We start from the raw sequence: 22349 nt of genomic DNA, 5'->3' as shown, positions 1-22349 counted from the left end.
TGGAGACACCAAATATCGGAATGCTCAATGCCCTTGCCGATTCAGCGAAGCAGCCGTTTGAGTAAAACGCGGGGAAAGCTGGCGGAGAGCCCACAGCAGAACTGTCAAAATCATGCTGCGCGCGCACGCAACACGCTGATGCGCTGCGCCGCAGAGATTCTCCCTCCGCATTGCAGAAGGATAAGCGGCCTTTTCCGCAGTGCAGGGCGGATCCGTCTGTGGCGTTGCAACTGATTGAGCATCGCACAGCGGTTCTAAAGGCGGAAATACCGCACATAGTGATCATTCTGGAGGACTCTGCCTATTTGGTTAGAGGGGTTCTGTCCAATGGCACTGCGGCAGCAAACAGGATTCTCGGCGTATCGCCGCTCTTTGATGGCCCGAAGTGTTTTAGGATCTGGACCCACGCAGCATCTAATTGGGCAGGAAAGCCTGAAAACCTTTGAAATCCGTGCAGGCAGGCCGCTAGCAGACCGCAACTGTCTCATTTGCATGCTCGATGAGACAATTTTTCCGTCTCGAAAGAGAGTTCGGCCCTAGCGCTTTCTAAGCACGTTGCATGCAGCAATACTTTCCCCGGCCACCCAGCAATAAACAGACGCAGCCGGCAGCGGGCAGATCCGTGAACCGGCCGTCCCATAGTACTTGACGGAGAACCCGGAAATTGACGACAGCTTACAAGGACCAAGCCGCAGCAATCGACAAGCGCGCAGGAGCACTGTTCAAAGCGGCACCAGGGGTCATGTCACCCTACAGCCAGCTTGTGAAAGCGGCTTCAGCTGAGGCGGTGCTGAGCAGCAAAACCAAGGAATTGATGGCGTTTTCGATCGCCATTGCTATCCGCTGCGAGGATTGCATCCTGTTCCACCTGCGCGCTGCGCTCAAGCATGGGGCCAGCCGGGAAGAGGTGGTCGAGGCGATCTCTGTTGCGGTCGAGATGGGCGGCGGGCCGTCAGTGGTTTACGGCGGACGGGCTTTGGAAGCACTGGAAGGCTTGCTTTGACTGTCGTTCGGGTTTGACCAGGTTGGACACAGAGCATGATTTCAGCGAAACTCGCCTGACAATCGGTAAGCAACGGAAAGGCTGAAGAACAGGAGGTGCAAGAAATGTCCGCTTTTTTGGACAGGACATCCGTGGACAAGCTGATCCGGTCCTCACGGGAGCGGAGCCAATCCAAGCACAGCCTGACGTCAAGCACCAGAAACCCGATCCTGCGGCTGCAGGCCGACGAAATCATCCACCGCAACGAGAGGTTTCTGGATCAAGCTGGCGGGGCGGCGGCAGAGGTAGACAAATCCGCTCTGCTGCCCAGCCGCTCTAGGTATTGCTTGCTGATCACTGATGCAGACGGAATTGTAATTGAATCCTATGCGCCTGAGGGGGTGGAGGCGGAATTTCAAAGAAGCGGCCTTGTCAGAGGGGCGGTATGGGATGAGCGTGTTGCAGGCACCAATGGGATCGCGATGGCGATGCAGTCCGGCCGGGTCCTGACGGTACGCGGAGGCGAGCATTTTTACGATTGCTTTCACCAGCTCAGCTGCAGCTCAGCGCCGCTGACCGATGCCCAGAACAACCTGATCGGAACAATAACGCTGGTGGGATCTCTGCATCGGCGTCCCGAGGAACACGCCTTGTGCGAGCAGGTCGTGCGGCGAGCCTCCCGTCAGTTTCAAACACGCCTGTTTCGCAATTTTCACGCGGACAAGCTCACCGGGCGCGTGTTGTCGCAGGACTTGGAGCAGAACCGCATCTTTGAAACCCTGGTGGCCTGCGATGAAGACGGTGTCATCATCTCGCACCTGCCGCTCTGGCGCGATGCCGCACGGCCGACCGAACACCAGGGTCTTGCAGGGCGTTACATTTCCGATTTGAAAAACCTTAAAATCAGCCTGCGCGGGCCGGCTGTGGTTCCGCCCAAGCGCAAGGTGCTGCACCCCGATAAGCCGCGCCTTCCTGCGCGGATCGGCAAGGACGCCACACTGGGGCGGCTGATTGCGGAGGGCGGCGGCTTGCCGGTCTTGACGGAGCGGGCCCGCAAACTGGTGGCGCACCGGGTGCCATTGCTGATTTGCGGCGCGCCTGGCACAGGGGCCGGACGGTTTGCCCGGGCACTTTTGGAAGACCAGAACCTCGACACTCCAATGACGCTCACCCTCGATGCGGCCCATAGCGGCACCGAAACCGATCTCGCAGAGGCACTGAAAAGCCTGGACTTCCTCAGCGATTACCCGGTTTGCGACATAGCTCCGACATTGATCCTGAAGAATGTCGAAACTCTGTCGGCAGAAGCGCAAGCAGTCCTCGAACGCTATCTTGACAGCAGCCGGGCAGACAGCGGCTCAAAGGCGCATCCTCCGGTGGTGCTGTTCACCGCGGGCAAACCGTGGCTGCAGCTTGAGAGTGACGAGGGCATTCCCAGGAACCTCTTGTATCTTCTGGCACAGTCAGTTGTTGAACTGCCGCCGGTTACCGAGCGGGATTGCGAGACGGTGCTGGCCAATGTCATCGCGGAGAGTTTTGATACTGCCATCGAGATCGCTGAAAGCGCCCTGGATGTGCTGACCGGTTACCATTGGCCGGGCAACAGGCGGGAAATGATGGCTGTTCTGCGCGAGGCGGTGATTTGCGGCAACGGCAGGCGGATCAACGTGACCGACCTGCCGGCACGCTTGCTGGCGCCGCAGGAGGAAAGTTCCAAAGCGCTGACGCGGGCGTCGCTGCGGGACGCGTTGGACAGCACCAACTGGAACGTGACAAAGGCCGCGCGCCTGCTGGGCAAGAGCCGCGCAACGCTCAACCGCTGGATTGCCTCGGAAGGGCTGCAGCGTCCGGAATAGTTTCTTGGACCTGCACCCGATCAACCAAGTGCGCCCAGGAACCCGGCATAGCAGCGTGCCTTGATGTCGATCAGGAACCCGGTGCGAACAGGTCTTCAACCCTTCTGAAATCACGCTACGGCGAAGGCGCTGGCCGTATCGGACAGGCGCGAGATCGCCGCCGAAATTGCGAAGACCATTATGCCAAGCACTACCGCTTTGCGCCACGAGATGCGGAATTTAGGCGGGATACGGTCAGCAATCACAATCAATGGCAGAGCCATTGCGTAAATGGCAAACTGACACAGCTCCAACCCTATCGCGAAAGAAATCAGAACCAGAGGATCAAACTGGCCTGTGAAAAGCGCTTCGGACGCCGAAGCGGCAAAACCGTAACCATGAAACAATCCGACAATCAGAAGGCTTGCCCAGCCGAACGCACGGCCCTGCCGCAGGAAAACGGCGGCGCAGGCGTAGATGATAGACAAGATGATCGCAGTTTCGACCACCGGCACGAACCAGGACGCTGACGGTGCAAAACCGTAAAGGCCGGCCACAAGGGTGGTCATATGCCCGACAGTGAAGGCTGAGGCCCAGGACAGTGCCTGACGCCAGTGCTGTGCCGCGATGGCGATCAGGGTGATCAAGGCCAGGTGATCGGGCCCGCGATAAATATGCTCGGCCCCCGACTTGGCGGTGTCCAGCAGGATCTTGGTTGTCGTCGGCAAGGCTGGAAAGGACACTTGCAGCACGCCCATTGTCGCCCTTGTTTCGATGCCTGTTTCCCGGTGCAGTTTCGTCACTGTCCCGAGACTCTCCATCACACGAAAATTCCAGCCAAGCTGGGAGTCCAGGCGTATTTCCTGCGCCAGGATGCCGGAGGGTGCGGAGATCATAACATCAAGCGTGAGATCGAAATAAGGCAGCGGTGTCTCGCGGTCTTTGCTGAACGGAGCCTCATAGGCAGATAGCGCGGACTTGAGGGTGCCAAAGGAGGGCCGTGCGCTGTCTTCCCAGAACCTGAACTTCTCGACCCGGGTTTCCTGGCGTTGCCCCGAGACCCATAGCGTCACAACTTCGCGCAGCCGCAGTTTCACCGCCTCGTCTGACTTTGCGATGGCAGCGGTGTCAAGAACCGGCTCACCGTTCATTTCGGCAGCAAAAGGAGGAAGCCGAACCTCGTCTCTGCCTTGCCAGTCATCGGGCAAGAGCGCCAGGGGCGCGGGCATGCGGATCAGGATGATCGCCCGATCATTGCCTTGCGCCGCGATATGGATGATGCGCGGATCAGCGTTGCTGAAATGCGCACGGGCACCCTGAGGGTCGCAGAAAAGCACGGCAAGCGACAGTAAGGCGATAAACAGGCTTTTTCGGAATGGAACGATCCCGGAAGATCTTGGCTCCGTCATATCAAATTCCCCCATTTTCCGGACCCCTGATGTCGATTGCAGAGGTCCGGATTGTTGTGATTTCCTGGTTTTCAGGAACGCGGGTCCCAAAGACGGCTATCGCCCCTTTGGTCGAATGCGATGCCGTCGGGATGGCTTACAATTTCCATCTGCATGCCCCAAGGCGACAGGAAATACACCCATTCCAGGCCTTCCAGTTCCGTTCCGGGCAGCGGGTGGGGGGCCTCCAGGACCTGAACACCGTTGTCGCGCAGGTATTGCGTCGCCGTGTTGATATCGTCGACATAGAGCGCGATATGATAGCCGCCGATGTCGCTGTTCTTCGGCGGGGTCTTGTTCTGATCCGGAGCAGTGTATTTGAACACCTCGAATGCAGGGCCGTTGCCACAGCGCACCATTGTGATGATGTCGATCACGGCACTGGCGTCGACATTGAGATTCTTCGTCATCCAGTCATCCTCGAACGGGCCGAACGGACCGAACGAAAAGAATGACTCGCAGCCCAGCACGTCGACGAGGAATTCCACCGCCTCGTCAACATCCGGCACCGTAATTCCGATATGTTGCGTGCCGCGCATGCCGGGCATCTGGGCCACAGCCGCGGCCGGTATGCTCAATCCCAGCAGGGTCATAAGGGTGATATTTTTCAGTCTTCCGAACATGTCGATTTCCTTCTGTTTTGTCGCCGCTTCGGGGGCGTATAGGAAACTCCCGAAGCGGCAGGGGCAGCCCGCCTCGAAAGAATGGACCGCCAGGGAGAAAACGTGCCGCGTCAGATGTTCTGCGCGTTCATTTCCTGTGCGATGTATTCCGCCTGGCGGATGGCCAGCGCCACGATGGTCAGCGTCGGGTTGCAGGCCGCCGAGGAGGTGAACTGGCTGCCATCCGAGACAAAAAGGTTATCGATGTCATGCGCCTGCCCGTAGGCATTGACGACACCCTTCGCGGGGTCGGCGTGCATCCGGTTGGTGCCCATGTTGTGGGTCGCCGGATAGGCGGGCAGCTCATAGACATCAGTGGCGCCGACGGCCTCGTAAATCTGCGCCGAGGTCTCGTACATATGTGCCGTCATCTCGTAGTCGTTGTTATGCGGGGTCTTGGAGACGACCGGCACCGGCAGACCGTACTGATCGGTCTCGCTGCCGTGCAGGGTGATCGCGTTTCGCTCCTGCGCCAGATCCTCGCCCAGCACCCAGACTCCTGACATCCGGTCGTAGTTTTCCAGCGCGCCTGCCACGCTGCGGCCCCAGCCGGTGTTTCCCGGTTCCAGGAAGGCGGCCATGAACGGCAGGCCAAGCGATAGGAATTCAAGGTAGTAACCGCCGCTGAACCCGCGCGAAGCGTCGTGGTAGACCTCATCGCCGACGATCCCGGCCACCGAGGTGCCGCGGTGCATATGCACCTTCTCCGGCAGCACTGCGTAGACCCCGCCGGTGGTGTGGTTCATGTAGTTCTTGCCCACCTGGCCGGAGGAATTGGCAAGGCCGTCCGGGAACATCGCGGAGGCCGAGTTCAGCAGCATCCGCGGGCTTTCGATGGAATTGCCCGCGACGCAGACAACACGCGCCTTCTGGCGGTGCTGGTTGCCCTCGCTGTCTGCATAGACCACCGCGTTCACCTTGCCTGCATCGTCATGCTCGATCCGCAGAACCATCGCATCGGTGCGCACCTCGCAGTTGCCGGTGTCCTCGGCGCGGGGCAGTTCGGTGTACATCGTCGACCACTTGGCGCCGATGGCGCAGCCCTGCATGCAGAACCCGATCTGCTGGCAGGCCGGGCGGCCGTCACGTTCAACCGAGTTGATCGCCATCGGTCCCGAGCGGTAATCGCTGCGCCCGGTGCGGCGGCAGCCTTCGGCCAGCACCCGGAACCCGTTGTTCCAGGGAAGATGCGGCATGCCGGTGGTTCTGCCGGTGACGCCCATCTTCAGCTCGGCCTTTTCATACCACGGTGTCATTTCCGCCAGGTCGATCGGCCAGTCTTCGACATTGGCGCCGTCGATTTCGCCATAGGTGCTGCGGGTCTCGAATTCGAAATCCTTGAACCGCAGGGCGACGCCCGCCCAGTGGATGGTCGAGCCGCCATAGCCTTTGACGATCCAGGCAGGCAGCGTCGGGTGGTTCACCGCCCCGTGCCAGCCGCCGCCGGAATAGCGTTTATCCAGCCAGGAGATTTTCTGGAACATTGCCCATTCGTCGTTTTCGATATCGCTCAGGTCAAACCGCTTGCCAGCTTCCAGAACAACCGATTTGACGCCTTTCTGGGCCAGTTCGTTTGCCAGGGTGCCACCGCCCGCGCCGGAGCCGATGATGACAACCACATTGTCGTCGTTGAGGTCGAATTTTGTCATGTCAGCCTCCCCTTATGCCTGAACGTCGGCCATGCGTTCCTCAAGGGTCGGCCCCTCGGGAACAAAGGTGATGTCGGAGAACCCACGGTCGATGTAGCCGCCGTGCTCAACTGAGGAGCCCTCGTAGCCGAATAGCGGCCAGACCTCCTTGTTGTCGTAGATGCCAAAGTAGGCGGTCCAGCGGACCCCCTGAAAGAAGCCCCCGTCCTGAAAATGGCGCAGCAGGCCTTCACGCGCATCCGGGTCTTCGATGCCGGTAAAGGGGGTGCCGAACAGCTCCTGCGCCTTGGCGTCGATCCGCGCCAGGCCATCAGTCAGCCCACTGGCGGTCGCCGCATCCGCTTCGGCGTTCTTCATCACCGTGGCAGCAATCGCCTCGTAGTGTGAAACCTGCAGCACATCCGGATGCGGGTAGATATCCTGGATCATCCGCAGCAGGCTGGCGCCCTGCGCCTCGCCGAGCACCGCTGATGACGCAAAGGATGCGCTTCCGAGCATGGCATTGGTGGTGACGCCGGCCAGTGTGGTCGTCATCAGGAACATGCGGCGGTTCATGGCGGCACTGCCGCCCTTCTCCTTGCCGCGCCGGTGGAATCTGATTGTCATGGTTACTCTCCTCCCAGTGAGTGGTGTTGATGCGGTCAGGCCGCTTGTTTTTCGCGGCGCGTCAGAGCAGTCAGCCGGTCCTCCGCGGCTCTGATCAGGGCGCCGGGAAAGGCTGATTGGCCCATGCTGCCGGGTAACAGCGCGTCCAGGGCAATATGGGCACCCGTCCGTAAGGGCGGTTCCGCTGCGAAGGCGGCGGCCTGCAACTGCCGAAGCACCGGCCACAAATCCGGCTGCGGCGTCCGGACGAGAATCGCGGCATGCGCCAGCACAACCCGCTCCTGCGGCGCGGCGCGCCAGCGCTGTGCGGTGCCAGCCAGCTTGCGGCCGCCTGCAAGAACGTTCCAGGCGCCATCGCAGAAGGCGCCCGGGCAGGCGCCGGTTTCTGCGGTGATGTCAAATCGGGTCAGCGCCTCAGTCACCGCGCCGCAGATCATCCGGTAGCCGTCCTCCACCGTGAAACCCGCCGCACAGGGCAGCACCATGGCAAGGTTCAGGGTAGATGGTCCTTGTGGAACAATGCCGCCGCCGCTTCCGCGCACGGTGACCGGCCAGCCCTGTTCGGCTGCTTCGGCCATCAAGCGTTGCATACCATCCCTACGTGCTACGGCAGCCGGAACCACCAGTGCGTTTTCCGCCGCCTGCCACAGCATCAGCGCAGGCTTACCCTTCTGCAATAGGGTGGCTTCGCGAGCTATCCCGTCTGCAGCGGTGGAAAACGGCGCGGTGATCATGGCGCGAAACCTTCGATCGCTTCGCAAAGCTCCGTCAGGAACTCCGCCGCTGGGGCGCCGTCGATGGCCCTGTGGTCAAAGGTCAGCGACAGGCCGGTATAGGGTTTCCAGGCAATTTCATTGCCTTTGCGCACCGCGGTTTCGACCGTGCGGCCAATGCCGAGAATGGCAATCTGCGGCGTATTCAGGATTGGAGTGAACTGCTCCACCCGGCTGAGGCCGAGGTTGGAGACCGTGAAAGTGCCGCCGGTCATCTCCGGCACCGTCAGCTTGTTTGTCCTTGCGCGGGCCACCAGGTCCCGCCGTGCTTCCCGCAGGCCGGCGAGATCCAGGCGTTCGGCCCCGAAGATCGCGGGTGCCGCCAGCAGGTTGCCCGGCAGGGCGATGGCAACCCCCAGATCAATGGCATCCGGCAGATGCACCGCGCGGTCCTGCACGGTGCCGTTGATGTCCGGATGGCGCCGCAGAGTTCGGACCACCGCACCCATCAGCAGGTCTTCGACCGACAGCACGGTGCCGGATTCCTTGAGATGCGCCTTGGTTGCCAGCAGTGCAGTCATGTCTGCCCGTGCATGGTGGGTCAGCTGCGCCGCGTCGCGCAGCGAGGCGCACATCTTGTCAGCGATCATCCCGCGTGCCCCGCGCAGGGGAACCACAGCAGGACTTGCCGCCTGCACGGTCATGAGACCGCCCCGATCACGTCGCCCTTGGACGCAACTTCGTCCTGCTGCTTTGCGATGCTCAGGGTGCCGCTTGCCGGTGCGGTGATTTCGTACTGGACCTTGGCCGTCATGATCTCGGCAATCAGCGCGCCCTGGGTGACTTGTGCGCCGTCACTTGCCAGCCAGGCGGTGATGACGCATTCGTCGTCGCCCTCCCACAAGCCGGATGGAATGATGATATCGTTTGCCACTTGGCAATCTCCTCTTGGCGCCGCCCCGGCACTGCGGGGCAGCTGATTGTTTCTAGGAATTTTGAGTGCGTTCAGGCCGGAACCGGCGCCCCGCAAAGGTCGCGGGCGGCTGCGGCGATTTTGTCCGCATTGGGCAGGCAGTGCTGTTCCATCACCCGGGCAAAGGGGATCGGCACATCCGGATAGGCGATCCGCCGCGGCGGCGCCTTCAGGTCTGCCATGTTGCTCTCGGTGACCGTGGCGATGATCTCACCCGAGACGCCGTAGCTGTGATAATCCTCATCGACCACAATCAGCCGCCCGGTCTTGGCGACGCTGGCGCGCACCGTTTCGCGATCCAGTGGCACCAGCGAGCGCAGATCGACCACCTCGGCGCTGATGCCTTGTAACGCCAGCGCATCCGCGGCCTTCAGCCCGTGATGCACGCCCTGGGCAATTGACACGATGGTCACATTGCCTCCTTCGCGGGCAATGGCCGCCTTGCCGATCTCCACCTCATAGGCTTCTTCCGGCACATGGGTAATTGCGCCCGCCTCGGTGCCCAGCCAGCCCATGCCCTGCAGTCCCTTGTGATACATGTAAATCACCGGGTTCGGATCACGGATTGCCGCCGTCATCAGCCCTTTGGCGTCATAGGCGTTGGAGGGACTCACGACCTTCATGCCGGGCAAATGCGCAAAGCTGCCGTAAAGGCACTGCGAATGCTGCCCCGCATCCGAATAGCCGCCGCCGGTGGAGGTCATCAGCACCATCGGCACGTTGACGTTGCCGCCTGAGAAGTAGGTGTTCTTGGCCATAAGGTTGTAGATCGCGTCAAAGCAGACTCCGAAAAAATCCACAAACATCAGCTCAACCACCGGCTTCATGCCATCCTGCGCCGCACCAACCGCGGCGCCGATGAACCCGGTCTCGGAAATCGGGGTATCGCGGACCCGTTCCTTGCCGAATTCCTCCAGCAGGCCGCGGGTGTTGCCAAAGACTCCGCCAAGTTCAGCGATATCTTCACCCATCACGAACACGCTCGGGTCATCACGCATTTCCTGCGCCGTGGCCTCGGCCATCGCCCGTGCAATTGTCAGTTTCCGTTCATTTTCCATGTGTTTTCCTCCCTTGGGCCTTCAGGCAAAAACGGCTGTCAGCGCGTCTTCGGGTTTCGGATCGGCGCTGTCACGGGCAAAGCGGATCGCCTCATCCACCGCCGCCTGGGCGCCGGTTTCCAGCGCGTCCAGTTCGGCATCCGTAAAGCTGCCGCCAGCCAGCAGCCGGGCGCGCATCACCGGGATCGGGTCCTTGGCGAACAGCCCGTCTTTCTCGCCATCGGGGCGGTAGCCCTCGGCATCGCCCATGAAGTGGCCCGCCAGCCGGTAGGTTTCGACCTCGATCAGCGTCGGGCCTTCACCGCGGCGCGCCCGTGCGATGGCTTCGCCCGCCACCTCGTAGATCTTCAGGGGGTCATTGCCGGGGATGTAATGGCCGGGAATGCCATAGGCCGCCGCCCGGTCCGAGTTGAGCTTGATCGCGGTAGAAGCTTCCTTGGAGACCGAAATCCCCCAGGCGTTATCCTCAACCACCACCACCATCGGCAGCTTCCAGACCGCCGCCAGGTTCAGCGCTTCGTGAAACGCGCCCTGGTTTGCCGCGCCTTCACCGATGAATGAAACCGCAACCCCTGGCTTGCCCTGGATCTGGCGCGACAGCGCCGCGCCGGCGGCGGGTCCCATGCCCTGCGCGATGATGCCGGAACAGGCGAAGTTCACCTCGGCATCGAAGATATGCATATGGCCGCCGCGGCCGCCGGACAGGCCGGTTGCCTTGCCGAAAATCTCGGCGGCCATCTTCTTCAGGTCCACGCCCTTGGCAATCGCCTGATGATGGGGGCGGTGCGTGGCCGTGACCACGTCCCCGGCCTCAAGATGGGCGCAGACCCCCACGGCAACAGGCTCCTGACCGTCCGACAGGTGCATCTCACCCGGGATCGGACCGTCCGCCATGTTGAAGACAGGCGATTTACCTTCCATATAGATCTTTTCGATGGCGTTCTCGAAACGACGGCTTGTCACCATCTTTTCATACATCCACGCCAAGGTGTCTTTTGCTGGCTGCATAATTCCTCTCCTCCTTGTCAGAGAAAAGGCTGCCGCGCTGCCGACACCGTTGACAGCGTTTTCAGGCGCTCGTCGACGGTTCGTGAAAAACTGTCTCATTCTACAGGGCTGCGAGACAGCCGCTAGAAAAACGAAGCACTAGGATTGTTGTTATGCCGCCGCTGGGAAGAGCAGAGGCGGGAAGCCTGATATCCCTCAGGGCTGCACCGAGCCGGAATCACTGAACGTGCTGCGGGCAAGAACTGATGCCTTCTCCAGGAATTGCCTCTTGTTTCCTTCAGTCGGGAAATTGTGGCAGCTGCGGATGCGATTGGCGCTTTGCCGAATTAATTTCTATATGTGCTGGCTGTGTCTGCCGCATCTCAATAGCGGCAACGTTGCACTTCGGGCTCGAGTACCAGAAATTGTGCGATCTCTTGCAAGACCTTGCGTCTCGAATGTTGAGCCTGGCAGTAGCCAGTTGAGGTTATGGAAGACGCAGCCAAGCTGCGGAACTGGATGGCCTGTTCGGTGAAACCCGCTGCATTGCAGAAAGGCTGCTGTTGCAGGTGCAAAGAAGTTCTCGCGTTTTCTGCAAGCGCATTCTCCGCAGCTGCATAAGTCCGGATTGTCCTGTGTGGATGGCGTCTGCTTTGCAAGGAAAAAATGCGTTGATTGCGCGATTGGTCAGTACAGTCCTGTGTCCGGCCTTTGATCGCGGCGTCGATACTTGCCGCTGGCCTTGACGGGTTCCGCAAACCTGCTCCCAATCGGCGACGCGAACCTGTGAGTTCAGGACAAAGTACGGGATTTCAGGTTTTCGGATGACCGCACGTGCCATCCGTTGCCCGGCAGGCGATTTGCACGGCAAATCTGCCGAGAGGGGGCATTCGTCTTGCAAATCGGTTTTGTTCGGCTCCTTCTATGCCGCTGATTGGCGGTAGTACGTATCTTTGGTGCGGATCGCCCAGATGATCCTGGCCGCCTTGTTCGCCATAGCAATCGTTGCGAGGCGGACGGGTTTGCGTCCAAGAAGCTGCATGATCCATGGATGCACACGTTCCGGGTATCCACGGGCACGCTGTACTTGAGAGGTCATGCCGATCACGAGCAATCGTCGGAGATAGCGATCACCTTTCTTGCTGATACGCCCCAAACGCTCTTTGCCACCGCTCGATCTGTTAAGGGGTGTCAGCCCCTGCCAGGCGGCAAACTCACGTCCGTTCTTGAATTGGCGACCGTCGCCGATGGTGGCCACAATGGCCGAAGCGGTGACGGGGCCAACGCCTGGCACTGTCCTAATCCGTTTGGCGCGCTCATCGATCCGGGAATGATACTCAATCAGCTTGTCATAAAAGGTCACCCGCTCATCGAGAGCAACAACCTGTTCGCAGAGCGTTTTGAGCATGCTCTTGGCCACATCAGGCATGTCTAGGCAGCCGTCCGTCTGAAATGTCTTAATGAAACGCATCGCAGCAACCGGTCCGTTCCCGATCACATGGCCAAACTCACGAAGAAGACCGCGGATTACGTTCAACATCCGGGTCTTTTGGCGGACGATAAGCTGTCGCACCCGATGGATGGTCAGCAGGGCCTGTTGCTCTTTCGACTTCACAGCAACAAACCGCATGGTCGGTCGTGTGACGGCCTCGCAGATTGCCTCCGCATCGACGGCGTCTGTCTTTCCGCGCTTCACATACGGCTTCACATAGACCGCTGGCATAAGCCGCACATCATGACCGATCGCAGTTAGTTCACGCGCCCAATGATGTGCGGATCCGCAGGCCTCAATCCCAACAAGACAGTTTGGCAACGCCTCAAAGAAATTGAGCAGTTGTATGCGCCGGATCGAACGATTGAAAACAACTGTTCCGTCAGCGGAGATACCAGTTCCCGTTCATTCTGCCCATGTCGGGCAAGTTTACCGGGTTCATTATCGATGGCATGCCTATTTTGGCTCGGACGTGAAGGTTTTCCGCACGCTCAATCGCTGTGATGGCCAACATGTTGGGATCGAGCGCGATGCGGGGATCGCGATCCTGGCACCCGCTTGGATTCTGGATGCTTCGGTTTGTCAGAGTTTCGAGCTTGGCGCACCTTTGGTGTCCACGGATGCGCTTTTCGAACTTCATTCGGTTCTCGGGCACCTCGGTTTCCGGCGAGGGTTGAATGGTGACGGGTCACCCATGGAGGCCCCGAATGAAGCATCACAGATCCTCGACACCAGCCCAGTTGCCGCTGCCGTTATCGCCGGCACCATCGCTGACGGAACCGGAATACCGGTCGATGGTGACAGCCCTGGCGCAATTGCTGCTGACCGCGGCAAAAGCCGGTCCGGGAGGGCACAGCAATGAATGACATGGCCCTCACGTTTCCACCGGAACTGCTGAAGCGTCAGGCGGTGATCTACGTGCGCCAGTCGACGCAGAGCCAGGTTATGACGAACCTCGAAAGCCAGCGCCGGCAATACGATCTTGTCGAGATGGCCCGCGGATATGGATTTGCCGGGATCGATGTCATCGACGACGACCTTGGTGTATCGGCCAGTGGCTGTCACGCCCGCCCCGGCTTCGAACGGCTCGTGGCCATGCTGTGTTCGGGCTCGATCGGCGCCGTCTTCTGCCTGGAAGTATCGCGCCTGGCCCGCAACGGCCGCGACTGGCATCATATGCTGGAGCTTTGCGGCCTGGTCGATGCGCGTGTCGTGGACCATGACGGCGTCTACGATCCGCGTCATCCCAATGACCGGCTGCTTCTGGGCATGAAGGGCAGCATCAGCGAGTTCGAGCTTGGCGTCTTGCGCACGCGCATGGTTGAAGCCGCCCGCGCAAAAGCGCGCCGCGGAGAGCTGCGCTATACCCCGCCGACCGGCTATCTGTGGGATCGTGACGCTGGGGTGATGTTCGATCCCGATCTCCGGATCCAGGAGGTCGTCCGGCAGATCTTCTGCCGGTTTCGCGAGCTTGGAAGTGCCCGGCAGGTACTTCTGGCCATGTCTGCCGAGGGCGTTCATTTCCCCAGACCCTCCGATGGTATCAGATTGACGAGCTTCGAATGGCAGCCCATTCGCTACCGCAACGTGATCAGCGTGCTGAAGAACATGTTTTATGCGGGCGTCTACGCCTATGGTAAGACCGGCCGGCAAGCAGAAATCCGGGACGGGCGCGCGCATGTCACTTACAAGAACCGCAAATCCCCCGAAGACTGGGATGTGGTGATCAGGGATCACCACCCCGGCTATATCGATTGGGAGGAGTATGAACGCAATCAGGCACAGCTGGCCAGGAACGCTTTCGGGCGCGCCGGCGGGGTCAAATCCGGTCGCGGCGGCGGCGCGCTTCTGGCCGGCCTCCTCTGCTGTTCGAGATGCGGGCGGCGGCTGCATGTGGTCTATACCGGCCGCAGTCCACGCCCTGTCTACCGCTGCGACACCCCCAACCTTCTTCTGGGACAGAAGCGCTGTATCACCTTCGGCGGGTTCCGGGCCGACAAGCTCATCACCGAGGCCGTTCTTGAGGCCGTGGCGCCAATTGCCATCAACGCCGCTATCGAGGCACGTGCCATGTTGAGCCAAGCCGTGGAAGACAAGCGGCTGGTGCTCGAGATGGAGTTGCAGCAGGCCCGGTACGACGCATCTCTGGCGGAACGGCGCTACGCCGCCTGTGACCCGGATAACCGTCTCATCGCGGCGGAATTGGAGAACCGATGGGAAGAGGCTCTGGGACGTGTTCGAAGCTTCGAGCAGCGCCTGAATGCGGAGATTGCCGCAGTCCCGGACGTGGATGTCACCCGCCTGGAGGGGCTGGCGCAGGACCTTGAGGCCGCCTGGGCGGCTCCGGCGACCTCCATGCGCGACAAGCAACGATTGCTCAGAACGCTGATCGAAGACATCGTGGCGGATATCGACGACGATACAGGCGAAATTGTTCTGGTCGTCCACTGGAAAGGCGGCCGGCACACGGAATTGCGCGTCAAGAAGCCAAAGAGCGGCGAACACAATGCCCGCACCAGTGAAGAGGCGCTTGGAGTCATTCGCGAGATGGCAGGACGCTGGCCGGATGAGTCGATTGCTGCCTGTCTAAACCGCATGGGAATGCAGACTGGCCAGGGCAAGACCTGGAATGCGAAACGCGTTTCATCCATCCGGCGTGTGAATGACATTCACGGATACCTGTCTGCTGACAAGGATGGCCCGTGGCGCACAATGACCGAGGCAGCGAAAGAGCTCGGTGTGACCAATCACGTCATCCGCAAACTGATAAAGGACGGTATTCTGCCCGCAAATCAGGTGGTCGATGGCGCGCCGTACCAAATCCGGACGGCTGACCTGCATTCGGATAAGGTCAAAAACGCTCTCGCACGGAAAGGACGCCCGTGTCGCGCTGACCTCGACGACCAGCTATCAATGTTTCCAAGCGCTTACGAAGGGGGTGCATAATGACCAACCAACTGCCGTGAACTTGAAAAACGTCCTTTCCAAGATCCAATCCTATTGTCGTAACTTCCAAGGCGGAGCTCCATTCCTAGCTGGTGAAAACATTTGCACTATGCCGCATTGCGCGACGGTTCGGTGCAGACGCCATCCACTCCATCCGCTCTTCACCAGTTCGAACAACGCGCAGCGAATGGCCACTGTATCGTGTGTTCTCTTTGTGTTCCTCACAATCCCCATCTGAGCACGTTTGGGGCGGTTGGGCCTTTAACTGAGATGAATATTTTGTCTTGATTTTGCCCCCATTACAGAAGGTCAGGCGCGGGCCTCATGTTGGTGCTATACAGGAGGCAGTTCACCCTCCAGCCACTCCAGAAACGCCCGCGACGCCGGTGTGCTGGCATGGCTGGGAGGCGGCATCAGGAAATAGTTCTCCAGCAATTCCGCTGAATGCCCGCTGGGTTTGACCAATTGGCCGCTTTCCAGCAGCCCGCCGGCCAGCGTGTCGTGCGACATGGAGATACCGGCGCCGTTCACCGCCGCTGTCATGGCGATCACGTAGGTGGAGGCCAGGTTGATCTCGTGATTGCGTTCAAACGTGCGCCCTTGCGACTTGAACCACGCCCCCCAAGAGCCTGTCACACCGCCGCAATCCAACAGGGTCCCGGTCTCGAAATCAACTTTGCCGTCCTGATAGCCCGGCGCGCAGACAGGGTAGAACCGGTCCCGCGTCAGCCGGACGGCGGCGGCCGACATGTCGGCAGGGCGGCCAAAGCGGATCTCGGTGCCTGCATTGGCGGCATGGCGTTCGGGATCCCAGATCGGGGTCACGATGTTCAGCACCAGCCAGGGGAACTTATTGTACAGACGGGGCAGGCGGGGTGACAGCCAGAACACCGAAAAGGCCATATTGCACTGCAAAACCAAGTGCCGCCCCTGATCGCCGCCGGTGAAAGCCTGCGTTCCGGCTGCAATCAGGTCAAAGGCCTCGCGCACGATGGGCATGTAGTTGGCGCCGGCTTCGGAAAGTTCCAGCGCGCGGGTTTTGCGGATGAACAGCTCGCGGCCCAGAAAAGTCTCCAGGCTGCGCACATGCTGGCTGATCGCCGATTGCGTCAGGTTCAGCTCGCCTGCGGCGCGGGTGAAGGACAGATGCCGCGCGCTGGCCTCAAATGCGCGCAGCCAGGTGAGCGGGGGCAGCGAAGAAGAGGGCGAGGCAGGAGAAGACACGGACGTACGACCTATGCATTAATTCAATTAATGCATTAGCGCTGAATCAATCATTTGTCAGCCGGCAATTCTGCTGGCACCACTTTTGCATCAACACTTTCGGAGGCGTCAGAATGAACAAGCAAGCGGATCTCAGCCCGAACCTCACCCATTGGCAGGAGCGTGTCGACATGGCTGCTGCGTTCCGCTGGACGGCCAAGCTGGACATGCATGAGGCGGTGGCCAACCACTTCAGCCTGGCGGTGAACGAGGACGGCAGCCAGTTCCTGATGAACCCGAACCAGGTGCATTTTTCCCGCGTCAAGGCCTCGGACCTGTTGCTGCTGGACGCCAATGACCCCAAGACGATGGAGCGCCCCGATGCGCCGGACCCGACCGCCTGGGGGCTGCACGGCTCGATCCATCGCCTGTGTCCCCATGCGCGCTGCGTGATGCATGTGCATTCGATCCACGCCACAGTGCTGGCTTGCCTGGCCGACAGCACCCTGCCGCCGATCGACCAGAACACAGCGACCTTCTACAACCGCTATGTGATAGATAACGGCTTTGGCGGCTTGGCGTTTGACGACGAGGGCGCGCGCTGCGCGTCGATGCTGACCGACCCCAAGGTCAAGACCATGATCATGGGCAACCACGGGGTGCTGATCATCGGCGACGATGTCGCGGACACTTTCAACCGTCTCTATTACTTTGAGCGCGCCGCCGAGACTTATATCCGGGCGCTGCAGACCGGCCAGAAACTGCGGGTGCTGAGCGACGAGGTCGCCGAGAAGACGGCGCAGGAGCTGGAGGATTATCCCAGCCAGGCCGAACGCCACCTGGCCGAGCTGAAGGCGATCCTCGACGACGAAGGCGCCAATTACGCGAGCTGAGCAGGCAGTCTGGAAGGTGCGGAAGCCACGGATGGTTCAGCGGACTGCCCGGAGGTTTTCTGCACCCGTCTGACACATCACTTCAGCCATCCGGAAGGTTACAGATGCCTGATTACATCCCCACAAATGCCGCGTCTTCCGGGGTTAAGCTCGACAAGAAAACGCTGAAATCCATCGCTGCCCGCAGCGATAAACCCGGCCTGATCTATATTGGTCAATGGGTTGCTTTTCTGGCTGCCACCGGCGCGCTGGTCTGGGCAACGCTCGGCACACTCTGGGTCTGGCCCGCGATGCTGCTGCATGGCATCTTCCTGACCGTGCCGGCCTATTCCTTCAGCCATGAAACCGCGCACGGCACGGCCTTCCGCAGCCGCTGGCTGAACGAGGCAGTGCTGTGGGTCACCTCGCTCCTATACATGGAGGAACCGCTGCACCGCCGCTACACCCACACCAACCACCACACCCATACCTGGTGGGTGGGCAAAGACAGCCAGATGCCGTTTGACACGCCGATGGGCTTTGGCGGCTGGCTGGCCGAGATCACCGGCTTTGCCCTGCTGCGCTTCCACATGCAGGTGTTCGTGCATCTGGCGGCGGGCCGCTACACTGATACGATGAAGATGGTCACGCCGGAAGGCGAGTTCGCCAGGATGACCCGCAACGCGCGCATTATGCTGATGATCTATGCGCTGATCGCGGCGGCGCCTTTCTTTGGTATCTGGTGGGTGGTCTGGTTCCTGGTGATCCCGCGCATCCTGGGTGCTCCCGTCATGCTGCTGTTCACGCTGATCCAGCACGTGGAGCTGCAGGAGAATTCACCTTCGATACTGGAGAGCACCCGCTCCTTCCGCAGCAACCGGCTGGCCGAATTCCTCTATATGAAGATGAACAACCACGTCGAACACCATCTGTATCCGCAGGTGCCGTTCCACGCGCTGCCCAAATTGGCCGAAGCGGTGCAGGATCAGCTGCCAGAGCCGGATCCGGGCTTCTGCAAGACCAATATCCAGGTGCTGTCGGTGGTGGTGCGCCGCTCGCTTGGCCGCCCGACCAAGGCCGCCAGCATCCGCCAGGCGCCGCATATGATCACCGGGGGCGGCCCGGTGGAACGTGTCGCGCAGCGGACAATGTGAGTTATGCCGGAATACACCAAACAGGAGCCACAGCATGAGCCAATGGATAGACACCTGCGCCACCGATGACATCGACGAGGAGGACCTGATCGTCTGGCAGCACGGCGGTAAATCATACGCGATCTACAACACTGAAAAGGGGTTCTTCGCCTCGGATCTGATGTGCACGCATGAAGAGCAGAGCCTGGAGGACGGGCTGGTGATTGATTGTGTCATTGAATGCCCGCTGCATGGCGGCCGGTTTGATATCTGCACCGGCAAGGCGCTGTCGGCGCCGGTGCATCTTGATCTTAAGACCTATCCGGTAAAGGTCGAGGGCGGCCGGGTTTTTGTGAACATCGCCTGACCCGCGTCTCCCCGGCCAGTGCTTCGCCGTAAAGTAAGCCGCCGGCGCCCCATTGGGGCCGCCCTTTTGATCGGCTTGCAATCTGATCCTGATCAAGGCGGCAGATTCTCACTCTCCCTATGCAAGTACTCAAAGAGACTCGGCAGTTATAGGAGAAACCCCATGTTGCGCCTTGCATCCATTCTTTACTCGCTGATCGGCAGCAGCCTGGCGGGCATTGGCGTCATTGTGGTTCTGGTCGCAGGCATGACCAATGTTCCGGCCATCCTGGCCTCGGCGGCCATTGGGGCTGTGCTGGGGGTGCCGGTTGCCTGGCTGGTGGCCAAGCAGCTTTACGCCCGCGGCGCCTAGGCGCTCAGGAACACCCGCGCGGCGGCTTCGAACTCGCGCGGCTTTTCGGCGTGCAGCCAATGGCCCGCACCGGGTAGTTTGGCAAAGCGGGCGGCGGGAAAGCGCGCACGGATCTCGTCGCGGTGTTCGGGCAGCACATAGTCCGATTCAGACCCGGACAGGAACAGCGCAGGCCCCTCCCAGGCGGCATCCGTCTCAGGGAAGGACATAATGTCCGGCATCTGATCTGCCAGCGTGTCCAGGTTCAGCTTCCAGCGCTTGTTCGCAATATCCAGCGACTGGGTGAAAAAGCTTTGCAGCGCAGGCTCCACTCCGGCCTTGGCCAGTTGCGCGGCGGCCTCAGGCCGGCGCTCCACCGTCTCCAGATCCACTGTGCGCATGGCGTGGATGTATTGGATCTGGGTGTGGCCATAGGCGACCGGCGCAATGTCAGCCACCACCAGCCGGCGTACCGTATCAGGGTGGTTCAGTGCCAGCGTCATTGCCGCCTTGCCGCCCATTGAATGGCCGATCACATCCATTTGCCCGCCGTGGGCGGCAATCACTTCGGCCAGGTCTTCGGCCAGCTCAGGATAGCTGTGGCTTTTGGTCCGCGGGCTGTCGCCGTGGTTGCGCATATCAACGGCAACCACCAGCCGCTCATCCGCCAGGCGTTTGGCAATAACACCCCAGTTCCGGGCCGAGCCATAAAGACCGTGGGCAATCAGCAGCGGGGTTTTGTCGGTGGCAGTGCCATGTGTGATCGTGTTCAGCATAGGGTCTTGATACCCGCGCAGGCAAAGGCTTGCCACCCCCATTGAGACAGCCGCAGGCGCAGGTTAGGGTGGCGGTGAACAGCAGCTGAGGGAGAGTGCCGGAATGGCCGCCAGCCTGGACCAGGATATCGAGGACATCCGCACGTTGCTGAAGGAGCGCGAACAGGCCTCCGGCGATCTGGCCGCCGCATTGAAACGGGCGCGCCGCCGCCTGCCGCGCCGGATCTACAAGCAGGGCATGAAACTTGCCGATGCGCTGCCGATGCTGGAACACCCCAAGTTGCGGCCGACGGTGGACGAGAAACCTCTGCGCGGCGCCGCACGCGAAGTGAAGGCGCATTTGCAGAAAGTCGACCTGGCCGACCGGCGCAAGGGCTTTTGGCTGGGCGTGCTGGGCAGTGTGGCGTTTTCCCTTCTGGTGGTGCTGATTCTGCTGGTTGTTGTCTTGCGCTGGCGCGGCCTGATCTGATTTCCCGCTTTACGCCGCTGCTGCCTGCGGTATTTTGAACGCGGTTCAAGAAGGGGCAGGGCGCCATGGCAGGCAAGGTGGAAGCGCGCAAGGCGGCGCTGCGGGAAAAACTGGTGGAAGCGGCAGAGATCCGCATTGCCCGCGACGGGGCAGGGGCGCTGCGCGCCCGTGACCTGGCCCAGGATGCGGGCTGTGCGCTGGGGGCGATCTATAACGCTTACGATGATCTGAACGCCATCATCATGGCGGTGAACGGGCGCACCTTCCGCAGGCTGGGGGCTGCGGTCAGGGCATCGGTGGCGGATGCCGGTGCGGAACCTCCTACTGCCCGCCTGATCCTGATGAGCAACGCCTACCTGCATTTTGCCATCGGCAACACCAACCTGTGGCGGGCGCTGTTCGATCTGCAGATGACCGCTGAGGGGCCGGTGCCTGGCTGGTATCTGGACGCGCTGGAGGGTCTCTTTGCCAATATCGCCCGCCCGGTGGGGGAACTGTTCCCGGGGATGGGCGCAAAGGAAACCGGCCTGATGGTGCGGGCGTTGTTTTCGTCTGTTCATGGCATTGTGCTGCTGGGGCTGGAACGGCGCATTTCGGGGGTGCCCCCGGAACAGATCGAAACGATGATAGCCCAGGTTCTTAATCAAATCGGCAAACAGTAATTTTTGAACATCGTTCAAAATAATTCTTGAACGGCGTTCAAAATTGTGCGATCACTCCCCTTGTGAACGATGTTCAAGATGGAGGAAGAGATGTTCGCCACTCTGAAGACCCTGATCACCGGTGCCAATGCCCGGGCTGAAGGACAGCTGCGGGAGACCTATTCGATCGAGCTGATCACCCAGAAGATCCGCGAGGCCGAAGGAAATCTGAAGGCGGCCAAGCTGACCCTGGCCAGCCTGATCCAACGTCAGCGCGCCGAACAGCGCCAGATCGAAACCCTGCAAACCCGCGTAGGGGACCTGATGGCCCGGGCCGGTGAAGCGCTGGAAGGCGGGCGCGAGGACCTGGCGCAAACTGCGGCCCAGGCAGTAGCCGAGATGGAGAACGAGCTGACAGTCCGCCGCCAGACCCTGGACCGGCTGGAAGCCCGTATCCTGCAGCTGCGCCAGTCGGTGGAAACCGCCAGCCGCCGCATCACCGATCTGAAACAGGGCGCCATAGCTGCCCGTGCTACCCGGCGCGAGCAGGACATCCAGCGCCGCCTGCGCCGCCACACCGGCGGTGACAGCCCGGCCGAAGAGGCCGAGGCGCTGATCAGCCAGGTCCTGCAGCGCGATGACCCGTTCGAGCAGGGCGAGATCCTGCGCGAAATCGACGGCGAGCTGGCGGGCAGCACCATCGCCGATGATCTGGCAGACGCCGGTTTCGGCCCCCGCAGCCGCAGCACCGCTGCTGATGTGCTGAACCGGCTGAAGGTTAAAGACTGACCGGGCACAGCCCAGGCACCTCCCGGACCGCTGGGCAACCTAAAGAAATTTTTGAATACTGGAGCAAAGACATGTTTACCGACAGCACTGACAACAAACTGATTATCCTCCTGAACGTTGCCGGCGTGGCCATCGCCTATGCGATGCTGGGGGTGTCCCTGTGGCTTTCCACCGAAGTGCCGCTTGCCACCAAAGGCTATTGGGGCATGGGCGTGCTCTTGCTGACGCTCAGCTTGATCAACGTGGTGAAGTACCGGTTCGATCATCGCTCCAGCGAAGACCGCATCCGCAAGATCGAAGATGCCCGCAACGAAAAGCTGCTGGAAGACGCGCTGCTGGACGCGAAACAGGATCTTTGATCCGCATTAAGTGAAACAGGCCCGGCGCCCGCCATCTATTGGCGGGCGTTTGCCGTGCC

General features: G+C 60.7%; 24 protein-coding genes. 12 read left to right on the top strand and 12 right to left on the bottom strand.

Going from position 1 to position 22349, the window contains the following annotated elements; all coding sequences use genetic code 11:
- Nucleotides 1–664 precede the first annotated feature (664 nt).
- Both K3557_RS10305 and K3557_RS10300 read left to right on the top strand, forming a co-directional pair.
- A complete protein-coding gene (locus K3557_RS10305) occupies nt 665–1003 on the top strand; it encodes a carboxymuconolactone decarboxylase family protein (protein ID WP_259993732.1) in 339 nt (112 codons plus the stop codon).
- 104 nt (nt 1004–1107) lie between these two features.
- Nucleotides 1108–2838, top strand: a complete 1731-nt coding sequence (locus K3557_RS10300; RefSeq protein ID WP_259993731.1) for a sigma-54-dependent Fis family transcriptional regulator — start codon at nt 1108–1110, stop codon at nt 2836–2838.
- 110 nt (nt 2839–2948) lie between these two features.
- Here the strand turns inward: K3557_RS10300 and K3557_RS10295 are convergent, their stop codons facing one another.
- From K3557_RS10295 to K3557_RS10250, 10 genes are all read right to left on the bottom strand, one after another.
- Entirely contained in the window at nt 2949–4241 is a 1293-nt protein-coding gene (locus K3557_RS10295) for a HupE/UreJ family protein (protein ID WP_259993730.1), read from the bottom strand.
- A gap of 56 nt (nt 4242–4297) precedes the next feature.
- Nucleotides 4298–4858 (bottom strand): VOC family protein, encoded by a 561-nt coding sequence (locus K3557_RS10290; protein WP_259993728.1) that lies wholly within the window; start codon nt 4856–4858, stop codon nt 4298–4300.
- Nucleotides 4859–4998: 140 nt separating this feature from the next.
- Nucleotides 4999–6576 (bottom strand): GMC family oxidoreductase, encoded by a 1578-nt coding sequence (locus tag K3557_RS10285; protein WP_259993726.1) that lies wholly within the window; start codon nt 6574–6576, stop codon nt 4999–5001.
- Between the two features lie 12 nt (nt 6577–6588).
- Nucleotides 6589–7182: a gluconate 2-dehydrogenase subunit 3 family protein gene (locus tag K3557_RS10280; RefSeq protein WP_259993724.1), complete on the bottom strand. Its 594-nt coding sequence runs from the start codon at nt 7180–7182 to the stop codon at nt 6589–6591.
- Nucleotides 7183–7217: 35 nt separating this feature from the next.
- The gene (locus K3557_RS10275) at nt 7218–7916 is read right to left on the bottom strand and encodes a lipoyl protein ligase domain-containing protein (RefSeq protein WP_259993721.1); all 699 of its coding nucleotides are present in this window, start codon (nt 7914–7916) and stop codon (nt 7218–7220) included.
- On the bottom strand, nt 7913–8545 hold the full coding sequence (locus K3557_RS10270; RefSeq protein WP_259993720.1) for a 2-oxo acid dehydrogenase subunit E2: 633 nt from the start codon (nt 8543–8545) through the stop codon (nt 7913–7915). The genes K3557_RS10275 and K3557_RS10270 overlap by 4 nt, the downstream gene beginning before the upstream one ends.
- A gap of 50 nt (nt 8546–8595) precedes the next feature.
- Complete coding sequence (locus K3557_RS10265; protein ID WP_259993717.1) at nt 8596–8829, bottom strand: lipoyl domain-containing protein; 234 nt, start codon at nt 8827–8829, stop codon at nt 8596–8598.
- 71 nt (nt 8830–8900) lie between these two features.
- Nucleotides 8901–9926: an alpha-ketoacid dehydrogenase subunit beta gene (locus tag K3557_RS10260; RefSeq protein WP_259993715.1), complete on the bottom strand. Its 1026-nt coding sequence runs from the start codon at nt 9924–9926 to the stop codon at nt 8901–8903.
- Nucleotides 9927–9947: 21 nt separating this feature from the next.
- Nucleotides 9948–10934, bottom strand: a complete 987-nt coding sequence (locus K3557_RS10255; RefSeq protein WP_259993713.1) for a thiamine pyrophosphate-dependent dehydrogenase E1 component subunit alpha — start codon at nt 10932–10934, stop codon at nt 9948–9950.
- Nucleotides 10935–11835: 901 nt separating this feature from the next.
- Complete coding sequence (locus tag K3557_RS10250) at nt 11836–12798, bottom strand: IS110 family transposase (RefSeq protein WP_259999603.1); 963 nt, start codon at nt 12796–12798, stop codon at nt 11836–11838.
- Between K3557_RS10250 and K3557_RS10245 the strand changes: the two genes are divergently transcribed.
- On the top strand, nt 12752–13267 hold the full coding sequence (locus K3557_RS10245) for a hypothetical protein (protein WP_259993712.1): 516 nt from the start codon (nt 12752–12754) through the stop codon (nt 13265–13267). The two genes, K3557_RS10250 and K3557_RS10245, sit on opposite strands and share 47 nt — an antisense overlap.
- Nucleotides 13264–15351: a recombinase family protein gene (locus K3557_RS10240; protein WP_259993711.1), complete on the top strand. Its 2088-nt coding sequence runs from the start codon at nt 13264–13266 to the stop codon at nt 15349–15351. Before K3557_RS10245 ends, K3557_RS10240 begins: the two co-directional genes overlap by 4 nt.
- A gap of 333 nt (nt 15352–15684) precedes the next feature.
- On the opposite strand, the gene K3557_RS10235 is transcribed toward K3557_RS10240, so the two are convergent.
- The gene (locus tag K3557_RS10235) at nt 15685–16575 is read right to left on the bottom strand and encodes a LysR family transcriptional regulator (protein WP_259993710.1); all 891 of its coding nucleotides are present in this window, start codon (nt 16573–16575) and stop codon (nt 15685–15687) included.
- Nucleotides 16576–16688: 113 nt separating this feature from the next.
- Between K3557_RS10235 and K3557_RS10230 the strand changes: the two genes are divergently transcribed.
- The 4 genes from K3557_RS10230 (at nt 16689) to K3557_RS10215 (ending at nt 19277) form a co-directional block, all read left to right on the top strand.
- On the top strand, nt 16689–17447 hold the full coding sequence (locus tag K3557_RS10230; RefSeq protein WP_259993709.1) for a class II aldolase and adducin N-terminal domain-containing protein: 759 nt from the start codon (nt 16689–16691) through the stop codon (nt 17445–17447).
- A 104-nt stretch (nt 17448–17551) separates the two neighbouring features.
- Nucleotides 17552–18580, top strand: coding sequence for a fatty acid desaturase (locus tag K3557_RS10225; RefSeq protein ID WP_259993708.1), 1029 nt, complete (start codon nt 17552–17554; stop codon nt 18578–18580).
- Between the two features lie 34 nt (nt 18581–18614).
- A complete protein-coding gene (locus K3557_RS10220) occupies nt 18615–18926 on the top strand; it encodes a non-heme iron oxygenase ferredoxin subunit (RefSeq protein ID WP_259993707.1) in 312 nt (103 codons plus the stop codon).
- A 162-nt stretch (nt 18927–19088) separates the two neighbouring features.
- Nucleotides 19089–19277: a hypothetical protein gene (locus K3557_RS10215; RefSeq protein WP_259984910.1), complete on the top strand. Its 189-nt coding sequence runs from the start codon at nt 19089–19091 to the stop codon at nt 19275–19277.
- Here the strand turns inward: K3557_RS10215 and K3557_RS10210 are convergent.
- Nucleotides 19274–20032, bottom strand: coding sequence for an alpha/beta fold hydrolase (locus K3557_RS10210; RefSeq protein WP_259993706.1), 759 nt, complete (start codon nt 20030–20032; stop codon nt 19274–19276). The genes K3557_RS10215 and K3557_RS10210 overlap by 4 nt on opposite strands.
- A 103-nt stretch (nt 20033–20135) precedes the next feature.
- Between K3557_RS10210 and K3557_RS10205 the strand changes: the two genes are divergently transcribed.
- From K3557_RS10205 to K3557_RS10190, 4 genes are all read left to right on the top strand, one after another.
- Nucleotides 20136–20501 carry a hypothetical protein gene (locus K3557_RS10205; protein ID WP_259993705.1) on the top strand — a complete coding sequence of 122 codons (366 nt, stop codon included), beginning with the start codon at nt 20136–20138 and terminating at the stop codon, nt 20499–20501.
- A gap of 65 nt (nt 20502–20566) precedes the next feature.
- Nucleotides 20567–21163, top strand: coding sequence for a TetR/AcrR family transcriptional regulator (locus K3557_RS10200; protein WP_259993703.1), 597 nt, complete (start codon nt 20567–20569; stop codon nt 21161–21163).
- A 90-nt stretch (nt 21164–21253) separates the two neighbouring features.
- Complete coding sequence (locus K3557_RS10195; RefSeq protein ID WP_259993702.1) at nt 21254–21931, top strand: PspA/IM30 family protein; 678 nt, start codon at nt 21254–21256, stop codon at nt 21929–21931.
- Nucleotides 21932–22002: 71 nt separating this feature from the next.
- A complete protein-coding gene (locus K3557_RS10190; protein ID WP_129370559.1) occupies nt 22003–22290 on the top strand; it encodes a hypothetical protein in 288 nt (95 codons plus the stop codon).
- Nucleotides 22291–22349 lie beyond the last annotated feature (59 nt).

Source organism: Leisingera sp. M523 (assembly GCF_025141335.1).
Taxonomy (GTDB): domain Bacteria; phylum Pseudomonadota; class Alphaproteobacteria; order Rhodobacterales; family Rhodobacteraceae; genus Leisingera.
This window is presented reverse-complemented; position numbering and strand designations above follow the sequence as displayed.

Coding starts and splice junctions, on each gene's coding strand:
- K3557_RS10190 (WP_129370559.1), top strand. CDS start 22,003: ATGTTTACCGACAGCACTGACAACAAACTGATTATCCTCCTGAACGTT.
- K3557_RS10275 (WP_259993721.1), bottom strand. CDS start 7,916: ATGATCACCGCGCCGTTTTCCACCGCTGCAGACGGGATAGCTCGCGAA.
- K3557_RS10225 (WP_259993708.1), top strand. CDS start 17,552: ATGCCTGATTACATCCCCACAAATGCCGCGTCTTCCGGGGTTAAGCTC.
- K3557_RS10295 (WP_259993730.1), bottom strand. CDS start 4,241: ATGGGGGAATTTGATATGACGGAGCCAAGATCTTCCGGGATCGTTCCA.
- K3557_RS10215 (WP_259984910.1), top strand. CDS start 19,089: ATGTTGCGCCTTGCATCCATTCTTTACTCGCTGATCGGCAGCAGCCTG.
- K3557_RS10210 (WP_259993706.1), bottom strand. CDS start 20,032: ATGCTGAACACGATCACACATGGCACTGCCACCGACAAAACCCCGCTG.
- K3557_RS10290 (WP_259993728.1), bottom strand. CDS start 4,858: ATGACCCTGCTGGGATTGAGCATACCGGCCGCGGCTGTGGCCCAGATG.
- K3557_RS10270 (WP_259993720.1), bottom strand. CDS start 8,545: ATGATCGCTGACAAGATGTGCGCCTCGCTGCGCGACGCGGCGCAGCTG.
- K3557_RS10240 (WP_259993711.1), top strand. CDS start 13,264: ATGAATGACATGGCCCTCACGTTTCCACCGGAACTGCTGAAGCGTCAG.
- K3557_RS10300 (WP_259993731.1), top strand. CDS start 1,108: ATGTCCGCTTTTTTGGACAGGACATCCGTGGACAAGCTGATCCGGTCC.
- K3557_RS10260 (WP_259993715.1), bottom strand. CDS start 9,926: ATGGAAAATGAACGGAAACTGACAATTGCACGGGCGATGGCCGAGGCC.
- K3557_RS10230 (WP_259993709.1), top strand. CDS start 16,689: ATGAACAAGCAAGCGGATCTCAGCCCGAACCTCACCCATTGGCAGGAG.
- K3557_RS10220 (WP_259993707.1), top strand. CDS start 18,615: ATGAGCCAATGGATAGACACCTGCGCCACCGATGACATCGACGAGGAG.
- K3557_RS10285 (WP_259993726.1), bottom strand. CDS start 6,576: ATGACAAAATTCGACCTCAACGACGACAATGTGGTTGTCATCATCGGC.
- K3557_RS10255 (WP_259993713.1), bottom strand. CDS start 10,934: ATGCAGCCAGCAAAAGACACCTTGGCGTGGATGTATGAAAAGATGGTG.
- K3557_RS10200 (WP_259993703.1), top strand. CDS start 20,567: ATGGCAGGCAAGGTGGAAGCGCGCAAGGCGGCGCTGCGGGAAAAACTG.
- K3557_RS10245 (WP_259993712.1), top strand. CDS start 12,752: ATGCGCCGGATCGAACGATTGAAAACAACTGTTCCGTCAGCGGAGATA.
- K3557_RS10205 (WP_259993705.1), top strand. CDS start 20,136: ATGGCCGCCAGCCTGGACCAGGATATCGAGGACATCCGCACGTTGCTG.
- K3557_RS10280 (WP_259993724.1), bottom strand. CDS start 7,182: ATGACAATCAGATTCCACCGGCGCGGCAAGGAGAAGGGCGGCAGTGCC.
- K3557_RS10195 (WP_259993702.1), top strand. CDS start 21,254: ATGTTCGCCACTCTGAAGACCCTGATCACCGGTGCCAATGCCCGGGCT.